This window comes from Bacteroides xylanisolvens XB1A, assembly GCF_000210075.1.
GTDB classification, from domain to species: domain Bacteria; phylum Bacteroidota; class Bacteroidia; order Bacteroidales; family Bacteroidaceae; genus Bacteroides; species Bacteroides xylanisolvens.
Map to the genome: position 1 here is coordinate 400,254 of NC_021017.1, position 18,847 is coordinate 419,100.

General features: G+C 40.9%; 10 protein-coding genes and 1 pseudogene. All 11 read left to right on the forward strand.

From position 1 onward, the window contains the following. A partial coding sequence (locus BXY_RS01675) for an Omp28-related outer membrane protein (RefSeq protein ID WP_208946711.1) occupies window positions 1-723 on the forward strand: 723 nt, incomplete at its 5' end. A 9-nt stretch (window positions 724-732) separates the two neighbouring features. After that, the gene (locus BXY_RS01680) at window positions 733-1,797 is read left to right on the forward strand and encodes an Omp28-related outer membrane protein (protein ID WP_032841695.1); all 1,065 of its coding nucleotides are present in this window, start codon (window positions 733-735) and stop codon (window positions 1,795-1,797) included. A gap of 21 nt (window positions 1,798-1,818) precedes the next feature. Further along, a complete protein-coding gene (locus BXY_RS01685; protein ID WP_008640459.1) occupies window positions 1,819-4,035 on the forward strand; it encodes a hypothetical protein in 2,217 nt (738 codons plus the stop codon). Window positions 4,036-4,111: 76 nt separating this feature from the next. Continuing rightward, window positions 4,112-6,655 (forward strand): PL29 family lyase N-terminal domain-containing protein, encoded by a 2,544-nt coding sequence (locus BXY_RS01690; protein ID WP_120143579.1) that lies wholly within the window; start codon window positions 4,112-4,114, stop codon window positions 6,653-6,655. A gap of 35 nt (window positions 6,656-6,690) precedes the next feature. Continuing rightward, window positions 6,691-8,535: a S41 family peptidase gene (locus BXY_RS01695; RefSeq protein WP_008640455.1), complete on the forward strand. Its 1,845-nt coding sequence runs from the start codon at window positions 6,691-6,693 to the stop codon at window positions 8,533-8,535. A 107-nt stretch (window positions 8,536-8,642) separates the two neighbouring features. After that, a complete protein-coding gene (locus tag BXY_RS01700; RefSeq protein ID WP_008640454.1) occupies window positions 8,643-9,134 on the forward strand; it encodes a hypothetical protein in 492 nt (163 codons plus the stop codon). Between the two features lie 58 nt (window positions 9,135-9,192). Continuing rightward, window positions 9,193-11,141 (forward strand): annotated as a pseudogene (locus BXY_RS01705) (cytochrome c biogenesis protein CcdA). Between the two features lie 422 nt (window positions 11,142-11,563). Continuing rightward, complete coding sequence (locus tag BXY_RS01710; protein WP_008640452.1) at window positions 11,564-12,298, forward strand: DUF5131 family protein; 735 nt, start codon at window positions 11,564-11,566, stop codon at window positions 12,296-12,298. A gap of 141 nt (window positions 12,299-12,439) precedes the next feature. Beyond that, window positions 12,440-14,536 (forward strand): aceric acid hydrolase, encoded by a 2,097-nt coding sequence (locus BXY_RS01715; RefSeq protein WP_015531064.1) that lies wholly within the window; start codon window positions 12,440-12,442, stop codon window positions 14,534-14,536. A 35-nt stretch (window positions 14,537-14,571) separates the two neighbouring features. Next, window positions 14,572-16,431 (forward strand): right-handed parallel beta-helix repeat-containing protein, encoded by a 1,860-nt coding sequence (locus BXY_RS01720; RefSeq protein ID WP_117684336.1) that lies wholly within the window; start codon window positions 14,572-14,574, stop codon window positions 16,429-16,431. 162 nt (window positions 16,432-16,593) lie between these two features. Next, on the forward strand, window positions 16,594-18,798 hold the full coding sequence (locus tag BXY_RS01725) for an alpha-L-rhamnosidase-related protein (protein ID WP_015531066.1): 2,205 nt from the start codon (window positions 16,594-16,596) through the stop codon (window positions 18,796-18,798). Window positions 18,799-18,847 lie beyond the last annotated feature (49 nt).

The following is an 18,847-nucleotide window of genomic DNA, read 5'->3' on the forward strand; positions in this document are numbered from 1 at the left end:
TATTATCATAAATTACTGGGGATGCAGTTTACTTCTGTCGGGTGCCAGGCCTGTCCGGCGCTTAGCACTACATTGAAAGCAATTCAGACTGAACAACCGGGGCGATTGGCTATCGCTTCTTTCCACATGGATTTCGGAGGAATGACGGATCCCATGAGTACAGCAGCTACCAATAATTACCGGACTAATATTCTCGGTAATTTCTCGGGACTGCCTCGTTTCTTTTACAATCTGCGTAAGGGTACTAAAGAAATGATCAGTATCAAGAGCCAGATTGAAGAAGAGCTTCAGAAAGAATTAAGTAACTATCCGGCTTCTTGTGGGGTAGCTGTTGAGTCTGTGTATAATGCTTCTGACCGTACAGTGAAGATTACTGGCAAATTAACTTCCAACGTAACAAACACTTATCGTTGTTTGATTTATCTGGTAGAGGATGGAATCAAATACTTTCAAACGAATGGCGCGAATGATTATACGCATAATAATGTGGTGCGCGCAGTGGTGTCCACATCATTGAACGGCGACCGTTTTAATGGGGAAGTAAATGCGGGAGTGGAATCTACCATGCAACGATCTTATCAGTTGGAACCGGGATGGAATGTGGATAATATGCGTGTGATAGTGTCGATGCTGACAACTTTGGATGGAGGAAAGACTTATACGTGTAACAATGTAAATGAGTGTAAACTTGGAGAATCAGCAGATTACTTGTATAACGAATAAAGAAGAGTTATGTGTATAAATGTCTATAAAATAATATTGCTGGTCTGTATGTGCTGTGTGGGAATATGCTGGATTTCTTGTTCAGGCAATTCCGATGATTCGGAGCAGACGGAAGTGATTTTGAGCGTCGATAAAAATACGTTGACTGCGGACGGAAAGGATATTATAACCTTTACGGTAATACATGCGGGAATAGATGTAACTGCTGATGCAATCATCCGTTCCGTGATGGACGGACAAACTTTGGATGGAAATACCTTTTCTACTTCTAAAGCCGGAACCTACGCTTTTGAGGCATCTTATGGCAACTATGTATCCAAATTGATAACAGTAGTTGCAAAAAGTACATCAGGTACAGTATCCAATTTTGTGAGACGCATCTGCGCAATGGAGTTCACCGGAACATGGTGCGCCATGTGTCCGGCAGGAATGACCCGTCTGAATTATTTGATAAGTTCGAGTTACGAGGGAATTGTTTATCTGATGTCATTTCATGTTGATGGGACAAGTGCCGATCCAATGACAATTGAACAGTCATCGATTCTTTCCAGAAAGTTTGCTATCTCCGGTTATCCTTCATGTGTGGTTGATATGCGTGGGACAATGGGGCTATCTGAAAACTATAGTGTCATGCGGGCTATATTTAATGAGTCTTTGGAGAAATACCCTGCTCATTGCGGAGTAGCTATCAGTTCTGTTTATAATGAGGTTGATTCCGAAGCTAAAGTTACTGTGAAAGTGACTTCGGAGAAAACGGCTGATTACCGCCTGGTATTGTATGTTGTTGAAAATGGATTGAAGTATCAGCAGAATGACGGAGGCAACTATCGGGACTATACACATAATCATGTAGTCCGCAAATTACTTTCTGCTTCTGTAGAAGGTGACAAACTGGGACAAATTGCAGAAGATAAGGAAGAAGTAAAGGAGTATACTGTGGCATTAGACGATACATGGAAAGCAGAGAATCTTTCTTTTTATGCATTAGTAATGGATGAAAACGGCTATGTAAACAATTTGGCTGTTTGCGAAGCAATAAACGGCAATGCCGATTATGAATATGTAAATGATTAATCACATTTATCACTTAGAATTATGAAGAAGAAATTAATTAGCTTATTATTTTTATTAGGGCTGGTGTTAGTTATAAGCCCTATGGTGCTATCGTGTTCGGATAAGGATGAACCTGCTGTGGAACCTGACGTGCCGGTGACCCCGGATGTACCACTTCCTCCTGTACCAACTCCAATCAGATGGGTAGAAAACGAAGTGGATGGTGGTGAACGTGGGGTAGGCATCAAAGTGACTAGCAAAACTACCAACAACTTTGTGTTTGAATGTACCCCGGGAGATAAGGTGCAATCTTATCGTTTGGATGTTTATCCTTTATGTCGTATGTATAACTACTTATTTGAAAGTGGCGGTTCAGGTGCAAGTGAAGAAGAAATCGAAGATTTGATTCTGAAAGCTCTCTATAATTCGGAGGGTGCCGGTGCTTATACTTTCAACAGGAAAACATTAGGAGATAGTTACCCGAATACAGAGTTTGACTGGACAAATTCCAAATATGCTCAATCGGAGATTGTGCCGGGAGCAGAATATTTGATTATAACGGTAGGGTGTAATGATGAAGGCGGACAAAATCCGGCTGATATGAAAATCTGTTATTTGAAAACTCCTTCAGGAGATGTAGCAGGCCATCCTCGTGTTGAAATTGATGTTAAAGCAAGTTATCAGGCAGCTGCCATTCAATATGTCCCCAATGAGGATTGCAAGTATTTCTATCAGTTCTGTGCGGATTCCGAACCTATCGATGCGTTTATTGAAGCTTATGGACAGAATATGTATATCGATTTTATGAGACACTGGACACAGACATCAGAAGATGCACAGGTACCTGAAGAAGAATTATTATATATAGTTGATTTTGGGTATAATGCCGATTCGGAAAGAAAATTTACAGCTACTACTATCGGACTGGATGAGAATAAGAATAAAGGAGATTATGTACGACAGGATTTCCAATTGAAAGAAATTCCTGATGGTGCCAAAGAAGCGAAATGCGATCTGAAGATCACAAAGACGGGGGCCTCTATTGTTAACATGGATGTAAAAATGGAGAAAACTTGTTATGCCATGTTTTATCGTATATTCAGTGCTGCTGACTGGGCACCTTATGAAAATGCCGATGAAGCAACAATGACGGCACTTGCACAAGCTTTAGATCAAGAAGGATGGGGGATTAAGAATATAAATTTCAGTCAGGAAGGCTCGTATGCAACTACAGATTACCAACATGCTCTTGATCCGAATGGTTCTTATGTTGTTGCTTATGTGGGGCGTAATGGATATGGACAATTATCAGAAGTGAAGACGGAAACTTTTTCTACCAAAGCACGAGTAATGGATAATCCGGGAGCATCTAAAGCTACGATAGATATTACCATTTCCGATCCGGGACGGACAAGCCTGAAATTAACTTATACTTATAATCAGGAAGCGGCAGTATATTATCACCAATACATTATGACACCGGATTTACTTGAAGAAGGTAATAAGGCTGAACTGATTAAATATCTGATGTCAGAAAATTCAAATATATGGGCTGCGAATGCGAATGGAGGAGTAGAAAATTTTAAATGGACCGGTTTGGATCCTGGAACGGAATACACATTCGCTTATATGGCAGAAGACTGGGATGGCGTATTGACAGATGTGAAGATTGTGAAAGCGACGACTGAAGCTATTATAGCAGGGCCGAATCCAACGATGCAACTGAATGCCTATATGAGTGATTTGAATAACTTTACAGTTCAGTATTCTATTGTGAAGGATGTTGCCAAACTATATTATACCATTACAGAAGATAACTATTCCGCAAGTGGTGATTATACTTATCAGGAATGTATGGATGTATGGAAAGAGCATTGTCTGGATTATGGTTTATCAGGTGTCAACTCAACTACTCAATCGTATGATAAGACAAGTGAAGCCAAACGACTGGTTGCTTTATGTGTGCCTATTGGTGCCGATGCTGATGGAAATGAAGTAATTGGCGACCTTTATACAGTATTCTATGATAAAGAAAAAGGTATTATTACTGATCCTTCCGTATTATTCCCCGATGCTCCGAAATTGAAAAAAGGAATAAAGGGAATAGCGAAACCTCAAGTAGTGAAGAAAGATAACCGGGTTCCTGCAAAATTGATTGTTAATGAACAAGTGAAAGTGAATACTCCGGGAGTCATGAGAAGTGAAAGTGTTATTTATCTTGATTTGAAGAAATTAGGTAAACATCCTCACTCCAAATAAACATCGGCAAAACTAATTTACCGCACGATAGTGTGTAAATCTATCGTGCGGTTTTTCTCTAATCATTAAACTTTTTATGGGTATGAGAAGAAATCAATTTTTAGGTGGCATAGGAAAATGTATGTGTTTCCTGGCTGTATGTGTTATGACATTTTCGTCATGTTATAATGACGATGATTTGAAGAATTCGATTTCCGGTTTGGAAGATCGCATGGATAAGTTAGAAGCTTCTTTGCAAAGTGTACAAACTGATATTTCCACATTGAAGACGCTGACTGATGCTTTATCTCAAAATAAATCAATTGCTTCTGTGTTGGAGAATGAAGACGGAAGTTATACAATTAAGTTTTCAGATAAGACGGAAGTAACTATTCGTAATGGTGAAAACGGAGAAGATGCTCCGCAAATAACTGTGATAAAAAACGAAGAAGATGGCGTTTATTATTGGGGAATAACCAGTACAGACGGCAAGAAGACATTCCTGAAAGATGGAGAAGGGAATATGATGCCCGTGACGGCTGCTGCTCCTAAAATTCGCATTAATACGAATACAAAAGAGTGGGAGATTTCGACAGACGGTGGAAAGACTTGGGAACCTACGGGTGTGTATGCATCCGGCGAAGGGACGGGGGATACCTCTCTTTTCAGTGGAGTAAGTCAGGATGATGATTATGCATATTTCACTCTGAAAGATGGCACAATATTAAAGTTGTCGAAATCTAAGGAATTGAAATGTGAAATATTATCGGGAAAACAATATTTTGCAAACGGTGAGGAGAAACTGATTTCGGTTGAAATGAGTGGTATTTCTAAGTATACCGTAACAAAGCCTGACGGTTGGAAAGCTTCATTGACAGGAAAGGGATTGACTATTATTGCTCCTGTTGCAGAGAATCAGTATGCAGAAACGGGGGGCAAAGTGGCAATAATGGCTGTTGCGTCTAATGGGCAAAGCATAATCTCGGAGATTCCGGTGATAATAGGTGAGGCTCCTGTTACTATATCTGTTGAAGGTCAAACGATTTCTACTACTTTGACGAATGGTGTAGAAATGTATTATTTGGGAGTGCTGGAAATTAATGAATATAGTGCAGAGGCCGTAGCTGAATTAGTGAACGGATATGCTGCCCGTATGTACATGAAGACAGCAGCTCTTGATAAAGTTCCATTGGCAGAACTGATAGGTAAGGATCCTGAAGCCGGAAAGACATATATGATTTGGGCAGTACCTCCATCTGAAGCTGGTAGTGAATATTTGCCTGATGACGTGATTGCCAGCGTGATTAAGACTGCTGCAACAGTAGAACTGAAGGTTTCGGATATAACGTTTGAAGGTGCAACGGTTTTTGCAATCAGAAAGGGTTGCGACGTTTATTATACAGGGATTTTAGATAAGCCGAATTATTCACCTGAAAGAGTGATTGAAGATCTGGCTTATGGGGGAGGAACCAAACAATATTCGGATTATAACGGACCGTTGGAAGGTAAGGTGTTAGATTTTCTTCCAAAGGTAATACCTGGAACAACGTATGTACTTTGGGCTATTCCTTATAAAGAAGAAAAAGGGTATAAAACAGAAGAACTGGTAGCTGTGGAGATTCCTGTGCCTGCGTTGACGTATGATGGGACAGCGACGATAAATATTAATAGTGTTGTTACTACGGTTTCAAGTGTAAGTGCGACTATTACTCCCGGAACTGACTGTTATAAGTTCTATTATTCTTATATGAAGGAGCAAACTCTGGCAAATTATGGTACCGACAAGGAAGTTATTTCCTATCTTATTAAAAATGGAGATTCTTCCAAAGAGGTAGAAAACTTTGAAAGAGCCTCTTTAGAACCGGGAACAAAAGGCTTTTTTATTGCAGTAGCATTAAATGAGAAAGGGCAGCTCGGGTCATTAGTCAAAGTACAGGCTGATTCCAAAGAAATATCTTATAATTCATCAATTTCGGTAGATGTGTCAATAGAGGCAGGAACTGTGTCTACGACTTTAACGTTGACCCCGACTGGAAATCCGGAAAAGTTCCGTTATGTTCACATGAAATTGAGTGATTTCAAAAGCTATCCGTATTGGGGAAATGAAGAAATGGTAAAACAAGCATTAATTATGAATGATAATGTTACTGAAATTGTTGCTGCTGAACTGAAAAATCATCAACTGGTGATCGAGGACATAGCATTTAATTCGGAATATGTATTGTTCATGATAGCAGTTGATACTGATGGTAACCCTTCTTCAACCATAACAAAGAAGGAATACACCAGTGCGAAGCCTACTTACGTGCGAAAAGACAGAGACCCGGATTTATGGAATGCCAGTGTGCCGGAAGTGACGATTGACAAGATAGAAAAGGATAAGTTCTATACCGTTTCTTACACTGTGAAACCTAAGGCTGCCTGCAAAGTATTTTATGTATTTGCCGGACCGGCAGATTATCTGACTGGTATGTATGATGAACAAATCAGGTATGTAATGAAAAACGGAGTAAAACAAACAACTACTTATTCAGGAAGTGTTTATGGAACATTACCTACTAATATCAATGTAACCTGGATGGACGAAGAAGGACGTTTTTATGAGGTTTCTAAAACCGTAGTAGAAGCTCCGGCACAATAATCTTTTTAATTTTTCTAATTTAATAATAATGATAGATGAAAAACTTATTTAATAGCTTTTATAGTATAGTATTGCTTGCCTTGTGTCTGATTGCTTTCAGTAATTGTTCGGATAGCGACGACGGGGGAGATGTCGGTGATACTGATAATGGAATCACTGCGATTGGTACTGAAACGGAAAAGACGGCTTCTATTTATGGAGAGACTGTTGAGATTTCGTTTACGGCTTCTGGAAAATGGACTCCTTCTTTGCAATATTCTACAGGAGCAGATTGGGCTGCTATAACTAATACCAGTGGTAACTCTGCTGCCGGTAAAGGGGGATTAAAGGTGAAAATTAATAAAAACGAATCCGGAAAAGAGCGAGTATTGACTGTGGTTGTGCAAGTGGAGGGATATAAAACTCCTGTTACAGTATGTACTATCACACAAGGAGGAGGATCCGGAGCAGCAGAAGATCTAGCTCTTAATGAGTATATGGATAAATATTTGAAGGAACATTATCTCTTTAAAGAAGAATATAATACACTAGATGTAGATTATGCATCGGTTTCTTATGATAATTTTCTGTCAACTTATCTTTTACCAATGAAAACTAATATTGAGGATGGCGGAACTTATCGTGCATTTTCAGTCAATGCAGGCAAGCGTTATATCTATTCTTATATTATGGAAACTGGTTCCAGTAGAACTCGTGCAAATACTCGTGCAACAAGTGTTGTAGGATCGGGACTTGGAACGTTTTTCTCTTCTTACATGCCGGATAAAACAACTATTGGATTAGCCATTGGATATGTATATCTAGAATCTCCTGCTGAAAAAGCCGGATTGAGACGGGGGGATGTAATTGTTGCTGTGAATGGTACGACTTTGAATAAGAGTAATTACCAGCAATATATGAGCACTTTGTTTTATGCAGGTGGAGGTGAAACTTTTAAGATCGGCTACAGGCGTAAAATCTTTGATGAAAACCGGGGCGGCTATGATTTGGTGGATGGAACTACTACATTAACCACTGGTAGTTACAATAATAGTCCTATCTTGAATTCAATGTTTATCAAAGACAAAAAAGAGAATAAATTCAATATCGGTTATTTAGTTTATCTAGGTTTTGATTTGAATTTTGAGGAAGATTTGAAATATGTAATTCAACAGTTCAAGACAGAGGGCATCACAGATTTGATTTTGGATTTACGTTTTAACAATGGAGGTTCTGTTGAATTAGCTCGTTATTTAGCCGCTTCTATCGCTGGTACATCACATCGTTCGAATGTATTTATGAGAATGCAACGTAATTCCGGTGCAGATGAATATATCCGTTTTGGAGATGGTGATGATCTAAATCTTAAATCTGTAAGAATCATCTGTTCGGAAGAAACGGCTTCCGCCAGTGAATTGATAATTAGTGGATTAAGAGGCATAGATTTTCCTGTGAAATTATTTGGTAGCCGCACGGAAGGAAAGAACGTAGGAATGGAAGTGCAAGAATATAAATATGGAAATAAATATTATGAATTTGCTCCAATTACTTTCCGTTCTTTCAATGCAAAAGACTGGGGAGATTATGCTGACGGTATTGACCCGGATGTCATGTTGAATAATCAAAACTCAAGCTATGAAGATGATATTGATAATGTATTCCCTTATGCTTTCGGAGATTGGGACAATTTTGATTTCAATTATCCATTATATTGGGCACTATGCGATGTTCAAGGGGTGGATCCGACTACAGGAGAACCTGTGAAACGTAGTGGAAGAGCTGGTTTGACACGTTCTTCAAAAGATGAAATCATCAGAGTACCATCTGTACCTTTGAAACGCCCTGCGGGAACTTTTGGCTCGCTCATTTACAACAAGCCGGAAGTAGAAAACTTATATTAGTAAGACTAAATCTCTTGTGAAATAAATTTTCTCTTAAGTTAAAGGGGATGCTTCTCGATAAGGTGTTAGTGAGAGCATCCCCATTTTGCTTCATAAATGTATTGAGAATGAATATACTTAAACAAATATATGAGATATATGAATATCTGTTTTATCGAACATATATATGGCAGCTTAGATTGTGGGGAGAAAAGCGGTCGCCAGAAGTAGCAGGGTTATTACTACCGACCTCATTGTTTACTTTTGTTTTTGTTGGCCCAATAGTTGGAGTATTACATTCATTGGAAGTACAAAACAATGAAGAGTTAGGTATACTTTTGGCTGTTATATTCACTTTTGCTGCTCATAGATTATTTGTTAGCGATGGACGATATTTGTCTATTGCTGATAAATATCGTAATGAAACTAAAGAAAAACAACGACAACGTATGAAACAAGTTTGGATTTTTTTAGCAATAAATCTTATTTGGGTAATATTCTGTATCTTCTTATTCATCAAAGTGATACCCCCGCCATCAAATGCAGATACTTCTAATAAGAATCCTTCTCCAGAATATATAGAGATGCTGAAAGATATAAGGGACCAACGACCACAATAGAATATGAACAGTGAAATAAATTTGTTGTATAATAGATTATAATTTAGAACTTAGAAAAATGAGAATTATTTTATTTTTATTATTGAGTTGGTACACAATCGGGAATATACAAGCACAAATCAAAGAGCCTGTAAAGTTCAAAAATGAGTTGAAAATGACATCTGAAACGGAAGCGGAAATCGTGTTTACTGCTTCGATAGAGAAAGGATGGCATGTGTATTCGACCGGGCTAGGGGATGATGGGCCTATTTCCGCTACTTTCAACATCAATGCGAGTAATCATGTAGAAACAATGGGTAAATTGCAACCTGTTGGAAAAGAAATCAGCATCTATGATAAGATGTTCGAGATGAATGTGCGCTATTTTGAAGATACGGTACAGTTTATCCAAAAAGTGAAATTTACAGGAAATGATTACTTTATGGATGGGTTTCTGGAGTTTGGAGCTTGTAACGATGAGAGCTGTTTACCTCCGACTCAAATTCCTTTTAAATATGGGAAAAAAGCAGAAGCAGATTTAATAGTTGCAAAAGGGAAAGAAGAGGCTCCGGTAAATGTGGTAGAGAAGCAATCGGAAAGTGATCTTTGGAAACCGGTAATCAATGAATTGCAAGTGTTAGGTGAAGAACATTCTCAAGAGGATAAATCTTGGTTGTATGTCTTTGTCACTGGATTTCTTGGCGGATTATTGGCTTTGTTCACTCCCTGCGTATGGCCGATTATTCCTATGACTGTGAGTTTTTTCCTGAAAAGAAACAAGGATAAGAAGAAAGGGATTCGGGATGCATGGACTTATGGTGCTTCAATTGTCGTGATTTATGTAACACTGGGATTAGCAATTACTTTAATATTTGGTGCCAGTGCATTGAACGCTTTATCAACAAATGCCGTATTCAACATCCTTTTCTTCCTGATGTTGGTTGTTTTTGCAGCTTCTTTCTTTGGGGCATTTGAACTTACTTTACCTTCTAAATGGAGCAATGCAGTGGACAGCAAAGCGGAAGCGACGAGTGGCCTATTAAGTATTTTTTTGATGGCGTTTACGTTATCTCTGGTGTCTTTCTCTTGCACAGGGCCGATTATCGGCTTTCTGCTCGTACAGGTTTCTACGACAGGTAGCGTGATTGCTCCTGCTATCGGAATGTTAGGCTTTGCCATCGCTTTGGCTTTACCATTCACACTGTTTGCTCTTTTCCTTCGTGGCTGAAATCAATGCCTAAGTCAGGAGGGTGGATGAATGTAATTAAAGTGACATTGGGCTTTCTGGAACTGGCTTTTGCTTTGAAATTTTTGTCGGTTGCGGACTTAGCCTATGGTTGGAGAATCTTGGATAGGGAAACCTTCCTTGCGTTATGGATTGTGATTTTCGGACTAATGGGGTTATATCTGTTGGAAAAGATCAAGTTTCCGCATGACGGTGATGAAAACAGGGTAGGCGTGGGGCGCTTCTTTCTTGCGCTTGTTTCTTTAGCATTTGCTGTATATATGATTCCCGGACTTTGGGGGGCACCTTTGAAAGCTGTCAGTGCATTTGCTCCTCCTGTGATGACACAGGACTTTAATTTATATTCGAATGAGGTCCACCCCAAATTCAAGGATTATGAAATAGGTATGGAGTATGCACGACAACAGGGAATGCCTGTGATGATTGATTTTACCGGATATGGTTGTGTGAATTGTCGTAAGATGGAGACGGCTGTATGGACAGATAGTAAAGTGGGTGGTATCATCAATGATGAGTATGTACTTATCTCTTTGTATGTGGATGATAAAACTCCATTGAATGAGCCTATAAATGTTGTGGAGAATGGAACGGAACGCACTTTACGAACAGTAGGCGATAAATGGAGCTATCTGCAACGGGTGAAGTTTGGAGCAAATGCCCAACCTTTTTATGTATTGCTGGATAATGATGGTAATCCGTTGAATAAGTCGTATGCATATAATGAAGATATTCCAAAATATATGGAGTTCCTGCAGGAAGGGCTGGAGCGATATGTGAAATGATGGATATTAGACATTCAGCTTGTATGTTTTGGCTTATAGCTAAAGTTTGGAATGAGAAAAAGAATAATTCTTTTTGGGCATTTTCATAGAAATACATAGAATAGTGTTATCTTTGTAAAGTGACATCGGGTTTAATAGAGCAAATTGTATAATAATATTTGTATATGACATATAAGCAGCATGAGGGCGAAAATTTCTGCTGTGATGCTCTGAATTACATGATCTGAAAATGTGAATGTTGCCCTTGTCAAGATGGGCAGATTAAGATAAAGATCCCTCGTGGATCGGCTGCCTGTGAAGGTCGCTCTATTGTTTGTTTTGTTTGTGTTTTGGTGCACCTTTTTTCTGATAAAGAATAAGGTGCACTCTTTTTATAATTATGTATATGTAATATTAAATATATTTTTTGAAGAAAAAAGGAGATGGGTGAAAAAGCTTCAATGTGGAATCTTTGGCACGGCTGTCACAAATTGAGTGAGGGCTGCCGTCATTGCTATGTATATCGGACGGATGGTAAATATGGAAAAGACAGTTCGGTGGTGACAAAGACAGAAAAATTCGATTTACCCTTGCAGCGTAAAAAGAATGGTACGTATAAGATACCTTCGGGGAATTTGGTATATACCTGTTTTACTTCAGATTTTCTCATTGAAGATGCGGATGAATGGCGTGCCGAAGCGTGGGAGATGATGCGGATACGGCAGGATCTTCGTTTCCTCTTTATCACTAAGCGGATAGACCGGTTGCAACAGTGTCTGCCTCCCGATTGGGGAGATGGCTATGACAATGTGACCATCTGCTGCACGATGGAGAACCAAGATAGAGTGGATTATCGTTTACCTATTTATAAAGAAATCTCTATTAAACATAAAATCATTATCTGCGAGCCGCTTCTTAGTCGGATTGATTTCAGAGGTGAGCTGGGAGAGTGGGTGGAACAGGTAGTTGCAGGAGGAGAGTCAGGCAAAGAAGTCCGAGTATGTGACTACGAGTGGGTATTGGATATCCGGCAGCAATGTATAGATGCGAATGTCGGTTTTTGGTTTAAGCAGACAGGGAGTTATTTATTAAAAGACGGACATGAGTATAAGGTTGCACGACAATTTCAACATTCGCAGGCGAGAAAGGCGGAGTTGAATTATACACCTGATAAATAAGAAATAAAGATTAATACAGATCTTTTTTTACTGAAAGCGAGGGTTGCTTAGCAATCTTCGCTTTCGTTTTATTGAGTACAAAATACGGATAATCACGTCTTTTTATAAAGATATTGTGTAAATTTTAAATTATCCATATTAATGAAACAGATAAAACTGTTACTTCTTTTAGCTTCCGCCTCCGTTACGGGAGCACTTGCGCAAAGCAATGGATTGACGGATATGAGTCAGAGCCGTTTTGCGAAGATGGCGAATACCGGAATCAGTGCCGTACATTGGACAGATGGATTCTGGGGAGATCGCTTTCAGGTATTTAGCCGGACTTCCCTGCAAAGTATGTGGAACACTTGGAACACGCCGGAGATCTCTCACGGTTTCCGTAATTTTGAGATTGCTGCCGGTGTGTGCAAGGGTGAACATTGGGGACCTCCGTTCCATGACGGAGATATGTATAAGTGGATGGAAGGTGTGGCTTCTGTCTATGCTGTCAATAAAGATCTGGAACTGGATAAGTTAATGGATAACTTTATTACTTGTGTCGTAAAAGCCCAACGTGCAGACGGTTATATACATACGCCTGTTGTTATCGAAGAACTGAATAAAGGTATTGACTCTCATGCATTAGGGGATCAGCATAAACAAACGGTCATCGGAACGAAAGTAGGTGACGAGAATGAAAAAGGAGCTTTTGCCAATCGGCTGAACTTTGAGACATATAACTTGGGACACCTGATGATGGCGGGTATTGTGCATCGTCGTGCCACCGGAAAGACTACTCTTTTTGATGCTGCCGTAAAAGCAACGGATTTTCTTTGCCACTTTTACGAAACGGCTTCTGCCGAACTGGCTCGTAATGCCATTTGCCCTTCACATTATATGGGAGTGGTCGAAATGTATCGTGCCACAGGAAATCCCCGTTATCTGGAACTTTCGAAGAACCTGATTGATATTCGCGGTATGGTGGAAAACGGAACGGATGATAATCAGGATCGTATTCCTTTCCGTGACCAGTATCGTGCAATGGGGCATGCCGTACGTGCAAATTATCTGTATGCAGGAGTAGCGGATGTATATGCCGAGACAGGCGAACAGCAATTGATGAAAAATCTGACTAGTATCTGGAATGATATTGTCACCCGGAAGATGTACGTGACCGGAGCTTGTGGTGCTCTTTATGATGGAACGTCACCGGACGGGACTTGCTATGAGCCGGATAGTATTCAGAAGGTACATCAGAGCTACGGACGTCCTTATCAGTTGCCGAATAGTACAGCGCACAATGAAACATGTGCCAATATCGGAAATATGCTTTTCAACTGGCGTATGCTGGAAGTGACAGGGGATGCGAAATATGCTGATCTTGTAGAGACTTGTCTTTATAATAGTGTATTGAGCGGTATCAGTCTGGACGGAAAGAAATATTTCTATACCAATCCACTTCGTATCAGTGCCGATCTTCCTTACACGCTTCGCTGGCCGAAAGAACGGACGGAATATATCAGTTGTTTCTGCTGCCCGCCGAATACATTGCGTACATTGTGTCAGGCACAGAATTACGCCTACACATTGAGTCCGGAAGGCATTTACTGTAACTTGTATGGTGCAAATACGCTGACTACGACTTGGAAAGACAAAGGAGAGCTGGCATTAACACAAGAGACGGATTATCCCTGGGAAGGAAAGGTACGTGTAACGTTGGATAGAGTTCCTCGTAAGGCGGGTGCTTTCTCGCTCTTCTTGCGTATTCCTGAATGGTGCGAAAAGGCTACGCTCACGGTGAATGGACAGCCGCTGCAAACCAATGCAAAGGCAAATTCGTATGCGGAAGTAAATCGTACATGGAAGAAGGGGGATGTAGTGGAGCTGGTGATGGATATGCCTGTCCGTTTGCTCGAAGCCCATCCGTTAGCAGAGGAGATTCGTAATCAGGCGGTTGTGAAGCGCGGACCGTTGGTTTACTGTCTGGAAAGTATGGATATTGCAAACGGGGAAAAGATTGATAACGTATTGATTCCCGCTGATATAAAACTAACTCCGAAAAAAATCACAATTGAAGGCAGTCCGATTGTTGCACTTGAAGGAATGGCACGTCTGGCATCTGCAACTTCGTGGGAAGGAGTGCTTTACCGGCCGGTTGTTCAGGCTGAAAAGACAGTAAATATCCGCTTGATTCCTTATTATGCCTGGGGAAACAGAGGAAAGGGAGAAATGACTGTATGGATGCCTCTTGCCAGATAATCCGGATTGTTTAGTATACAGAAATGAAAAAAATCATGAAAAAGTTATTTTTAACGGCTATATGTATCTTGTGCAGTCACTGGCTATTGGCCGGTGAGATATGGATTTCTCCCAAGGGCAGTGACTTCAACGACGGAACTCGTCAATCTCCTAAAGCCACGCTGACTTCTGCCTTGCGACAAGCACGAGAATGGCGCAGGACAGAGGATAACCGTATTCAAGGTGGAATCACAATCTATATGGAAGGTGGAACGTATGCCTTCTATGAACCGGCTTTTATCCGTCCGGAAGATAGCGGAACCAAGGAATCGCCCACAGTCATTCGTTCGGTAGGCGATGAAAAGGTGATATTGAGTGGGGGAATCAGCATAAATGGCTGGAAGAAGCAAGGGAAAGTTTGGGTAGCAGATGTCCCGGCATTTAAAGGACGTCCATTGGATTTCCGCCAGTTGTGGGTGAATGGAAAAAAGGCAGTTCGTGCCCGTGATGTGGAAGATTTCGAAAAGATGAATCGCATTTGCAGTGTGGATGAGAAGAATGAAATTCTTTATGTACCTGCAGTTTCCATTCGCAGACTTATTGATAATAAAGGGAATTTGAAAGCTAAATATGCCGAGATGGTATTACACCAGATGTGGTGTGTTGCCAATCTTCGGATTCGTTCAGTTGAAGTGCAGGGAGATAGCGCGGCAATACGTTTTCATCAACCGGAAAGCCGGATTCAGTTTGAGCATCCCTGGCCGCGTCCGATGGTGACGACGGACGGACATAATTCTGCTTTCTATCTGACAAATGCCCGCGAATTGCAGGATGTACCCGGAGAATGGTATCATGATATAGATGCCCGTAAAGTATATTATTATCCACGGGAAGGAGAGAAGATGCAGGAGGCGGAAGTGATCGTGCCTGCTGTTGAGACATTAGTACGGGTGGAAGGAACTTTGGATCGTCCTGTGTGTCATATTCGTTTCGAGAAAATTACTTTTTCCTATACTACGTGGATGCGTCCGTCAGAAAAAGGACATGTACCTCTTCAGGCAGGTATGTATCTGACAGATGGTTACCGGATTGATCCGAAAATGCAACGGAACTACTTGAATCATCCGTTGGATAACCAAGGATGGTTGGGACGTCCCGCAGCTGCTGTTCGTGTGGTTGCTGCAAGGCAGATTGATTTCGAGCGTTGCCGGTTCGAGCATTTAGGCTCAACCGGATTGGATTATGAAGAAGCGGTGCAAGGCGGTGTTGTTCGTGGCTGTCTCTTCCGCGATATTGCCGGAAATGGTCTGTTAGTCGGCAGTTTTTCTCCGGCTGCCCATGAAACGCATTTGCCATACGACCCTGCTGACCGTCGGGAAGTATGCACACAGCAACATATCAATAATTGCTATTTCACGGAAATAGGCAATGAAGATTGGGGATGCCTTGCCATTGCTGCGGGATATGTAGGGGACGTCAATATCGAACATAATGAAATCAGTGAAGTGCCTTATAGTGGCATCAGCCTTGGTTGGGGATGGACGCAAACTGTGAATTGTATGCGTAATAACAGAGTACATGCCAATCTGATTCATCATTATGCGAAACACATGTATGATGTGGCAGGTATTTACACACTCGGTTCGCAGCCGAAAAGTTATGTAACGGAGAATTGCGTGCATAGTATTTATAAGCCGGGGTATGTACACGATCCTAATCACTGGTTCTATCTTTATACGGATGAAGGTTCTTCCTTTATTACTGTACGTGATAATTGGACAGAAGGAGAGAAGTATCTGCAAAATGCCAATGGTCCGGGAAATGTATGGGAAAACAATGGCCCGAAAGTGGATAGTGTTATTCGTGAACGTGCGGGACTGGAAGCAGGATATAAGGATTTACTAAATATTCAGTAGGTATTGACAAGTCATTTAACTGTAATACGTGATTCGTTCCACAGATATGGAACTAAAGGAAAACAATTGTAGAACTAAAGGGAAACAGATGTGGAACTAAACGTCAACCACTGTGGAACGAATTATTTCTTATGATTCAGTTTGTTAGTAATAGAAAGAAAAATGAAAAAGAAATATATGATATTGCTTAGTGCCTTGTCTTTGGCAAGCAGCACATTTGCCCAGACCTGGATATGGTATCCGGGAGACTACGAAATCTGGCTGGGAAATCAAATGAATAACCGTCGTACGGAACGAGGTGCATTTTTTCCTCCTTTTTGGAAAACGGACAGTCATTATGTTGTCGTAGAATTCAGCAAGCAACTGAATCTTTCCGAGCCGGAAGAAATCTTTATTGCTGCCGAAGGAAAGTACAACGTCAAACTGGATGGAAAGCTCCAGTTCGGTATGCCGGAAACCATGTTGCTTCCGGCCGGAAAACATAATCTGAACATTAAAGTCTGGAATCAGGCTACTCCTCCCACTATTTATGTGAAGGGAAAAACAGTGAATTCAGACTCTTCCTGGCGTGTGACTTACGAAGATAAAGAATGGATTGACGAGAGCGGAAAAGCCAGTGACACATCTGCCACTATCTATATGGATGCTGGATGCTGGAACTTTGACGGAGCTACCCAACGTCCTTCCCAATTCAGTCTGATGCATGAACCGCAGCAACCTGTTACGAAGTCAGAACAGTCTGAAGGAGGTATCCTTTATGATTTTGGAAAAGAAACATTCGGATTTATCACATTGAAGAATCTTTCCGGAAAAGGAAAAATAGAAATTTATTATGGTGAAAGCCCGGAAGAAGCAAAAGATAAAGCATATTGCGAAACATTAGACAAACTCTTGCTCGAACCGGGACAAGTGACCGACCTCGCCATCCGCAGCACTTCTCCTTTGAGTAATTCTGAAAACGAATATACATTGGAGAACAGTAAAGCCTTCCGCTATGTCTATGTAACTCACGAGCCGGGTGTACAGATTGGAGAAGTCTCCATGCAATATGAATATCTTCCTGAAGAATACCGTGGAAATTTTCGTTGCAATGATGAAGAACTGAATCGTATTTGGGAAGTTGGCGCATACACCATGCATCTCACTACCCGCGAATTCTTCATTGACGGTATCAAACGTGACCGTTGGGTATGGAGTGGCGATGCCATCCAAAGTTATTTGATGAATTATTATCTTTTCTTTGATAACGAATCCGTCAAACGTACAATCTGGTTACTTCGTGGCAAGGATCCTGTAACCAGCCACAGTAATACAATCATGGACTATACTTTCTACTGGTTCCTTAGCGTATATGACTATTATATGTATAGTGGCGACCGCCATTTTGTCAACCAACTGTATCCACGTATGCAAACAATGATGGATTACGTGTTGGGACGTACCAATAAGAATGGCATGGTAGAAGGTATGACCGGTGACTGGGTATTTGTGGACTGGGCAGACGGCTATCTGGATAAAAAAGGCGAACTCTCTTTTGAACAAATCTTATTTTGCAGAAGTCTGGAAACGATGGCTTTGTGTGCGGAATTGGTTGGAGATGCCAATGGCAAACAGAAATACGAGAAACTGGCTGCTGCTTTGAAAGCAAAGTTAGAACCTGCCTTCTGGAATAATCAGAAACAGGCATTTGTACATAACTGTGTCAACGGTCAGCAAAGTGATGCGGTCACCCGCTATGCGAATATGTTTTCTGTCTTCTTTCAATATTTGAATGAAGATAAGCAACAAGCCATTAAACAGTCTGTTCTGCTGAATGACAGTATTCTGAAAATAACGACTCCCTATATGCGTTTTTACGAACTGGAAGCACTTTGTGCTCTTGGCGAACAGGATGCTGTAATGAAAGAAATGAAAGCCTATTGGGGAGGAATGTTAAAGGAAGGTGCTACCTCCTTCTGGGAAAAATATAACCCGGAAGAAACCGGAACGCAACATCTTGCCATGTATGGCCGTCCTTATGGAAAGAGTTTGTGCCATGCCTGGGGAGCGAGTCCTATCTACCTGTTGGGCAAATATTATCTGGGAGTGAAACCTGTAAAAGAAGGATATAAAGAGTTTGCTATTGCTCCTGTGTTGGGAGGATTGAAATGGATGGAAGGCACTGTCCCCACTCCAAATGGCAATATCCATGTCTATATGAACAGCAAAACGATGAAAGTGAAAGCAACAGAAGGGAAAGGCTATCTGACCATCAAAAGCCGTCGTCCACCTAAAGCAAATATCGGAACACCGGAGAAAGTGTCGGAAGGAGTATGGCGCCTCTGGATCGATTCACCCGAAGAAAGAATTGTTACCTATCATTTATAATACATTGTTAATTAGTTAGTGGAGTAGTCCTTGATTAACGGTTCCTCAT

What these genes read in the sequence shown, in the direction of transcription:
- BXY_RS01680 (WP_032841695.1), top strand. Translation starts at nt 733, where the DNA reads ATGTGTATAAATGTCTATAAAATAATATTGCTGGTCTGTATGTGCTGT.
- BXY_RS01685 (WP_008640459.1), top strand. Translation starts at nt 1,819, where the DNA reads ATGAAGAAGAAATTAATTAGCTTATTATTTTTATTAGGGCTGGTGTTA.
- BXY_RS01690 (WP_120143579.1), top strand. Translation starts at nt 4,112, where the DNA reads ATGGGTATGAGAAGAAATCAATTTTTAGGTGGCATAGGAAAATGTATG.
- BXY_RS01695 (WP_008640455.1), top strand. Translation starts at nt 6,691, where the DNA reads ATGAAAAACTTATTTAATAGCTTTTATAGTATAGTATTGCTTGCCTTG.
- BXY_RS01700 (WP_008640454.1), top strand. Translation starts at nt 8,643, where the DNA reads ATGAATATACTTAAACAAATATATGAGATATATGAATATCTGTTTTAT.
- BXY_RS01710 (WP_008640452.1), top strand. Translation starts at nt 11,564, where the DNA reads ATGGGTGAAAAAGCTTCAATGTGGAATCTTTGGCACGGCTGTCACAAA.
- BXY_RS01715 (WP_015531064.1), top strand. Translation starts at nt 12,440, where the DNA reads ATGAAACAGATAAAACTGTTACTTCTTTTAGCTTCCGCCTCCGTTACG.
- BXY_RS01720 (WP_117684336.1), top strand. Translation starts at nt 14,572, where the DNA reads ATGAAAAAGTTATTTTTAACGGCTATATGTATCTTGTGCAGTCACTGG.
- BXY_RS01725 (WP_015531066.1), top strand. Translation starts at nt 16,594, where the DNA reads ATGAAAAAGAAATATATGATATTGCTTAGTGCCTTGTCTTTGGCAAGC.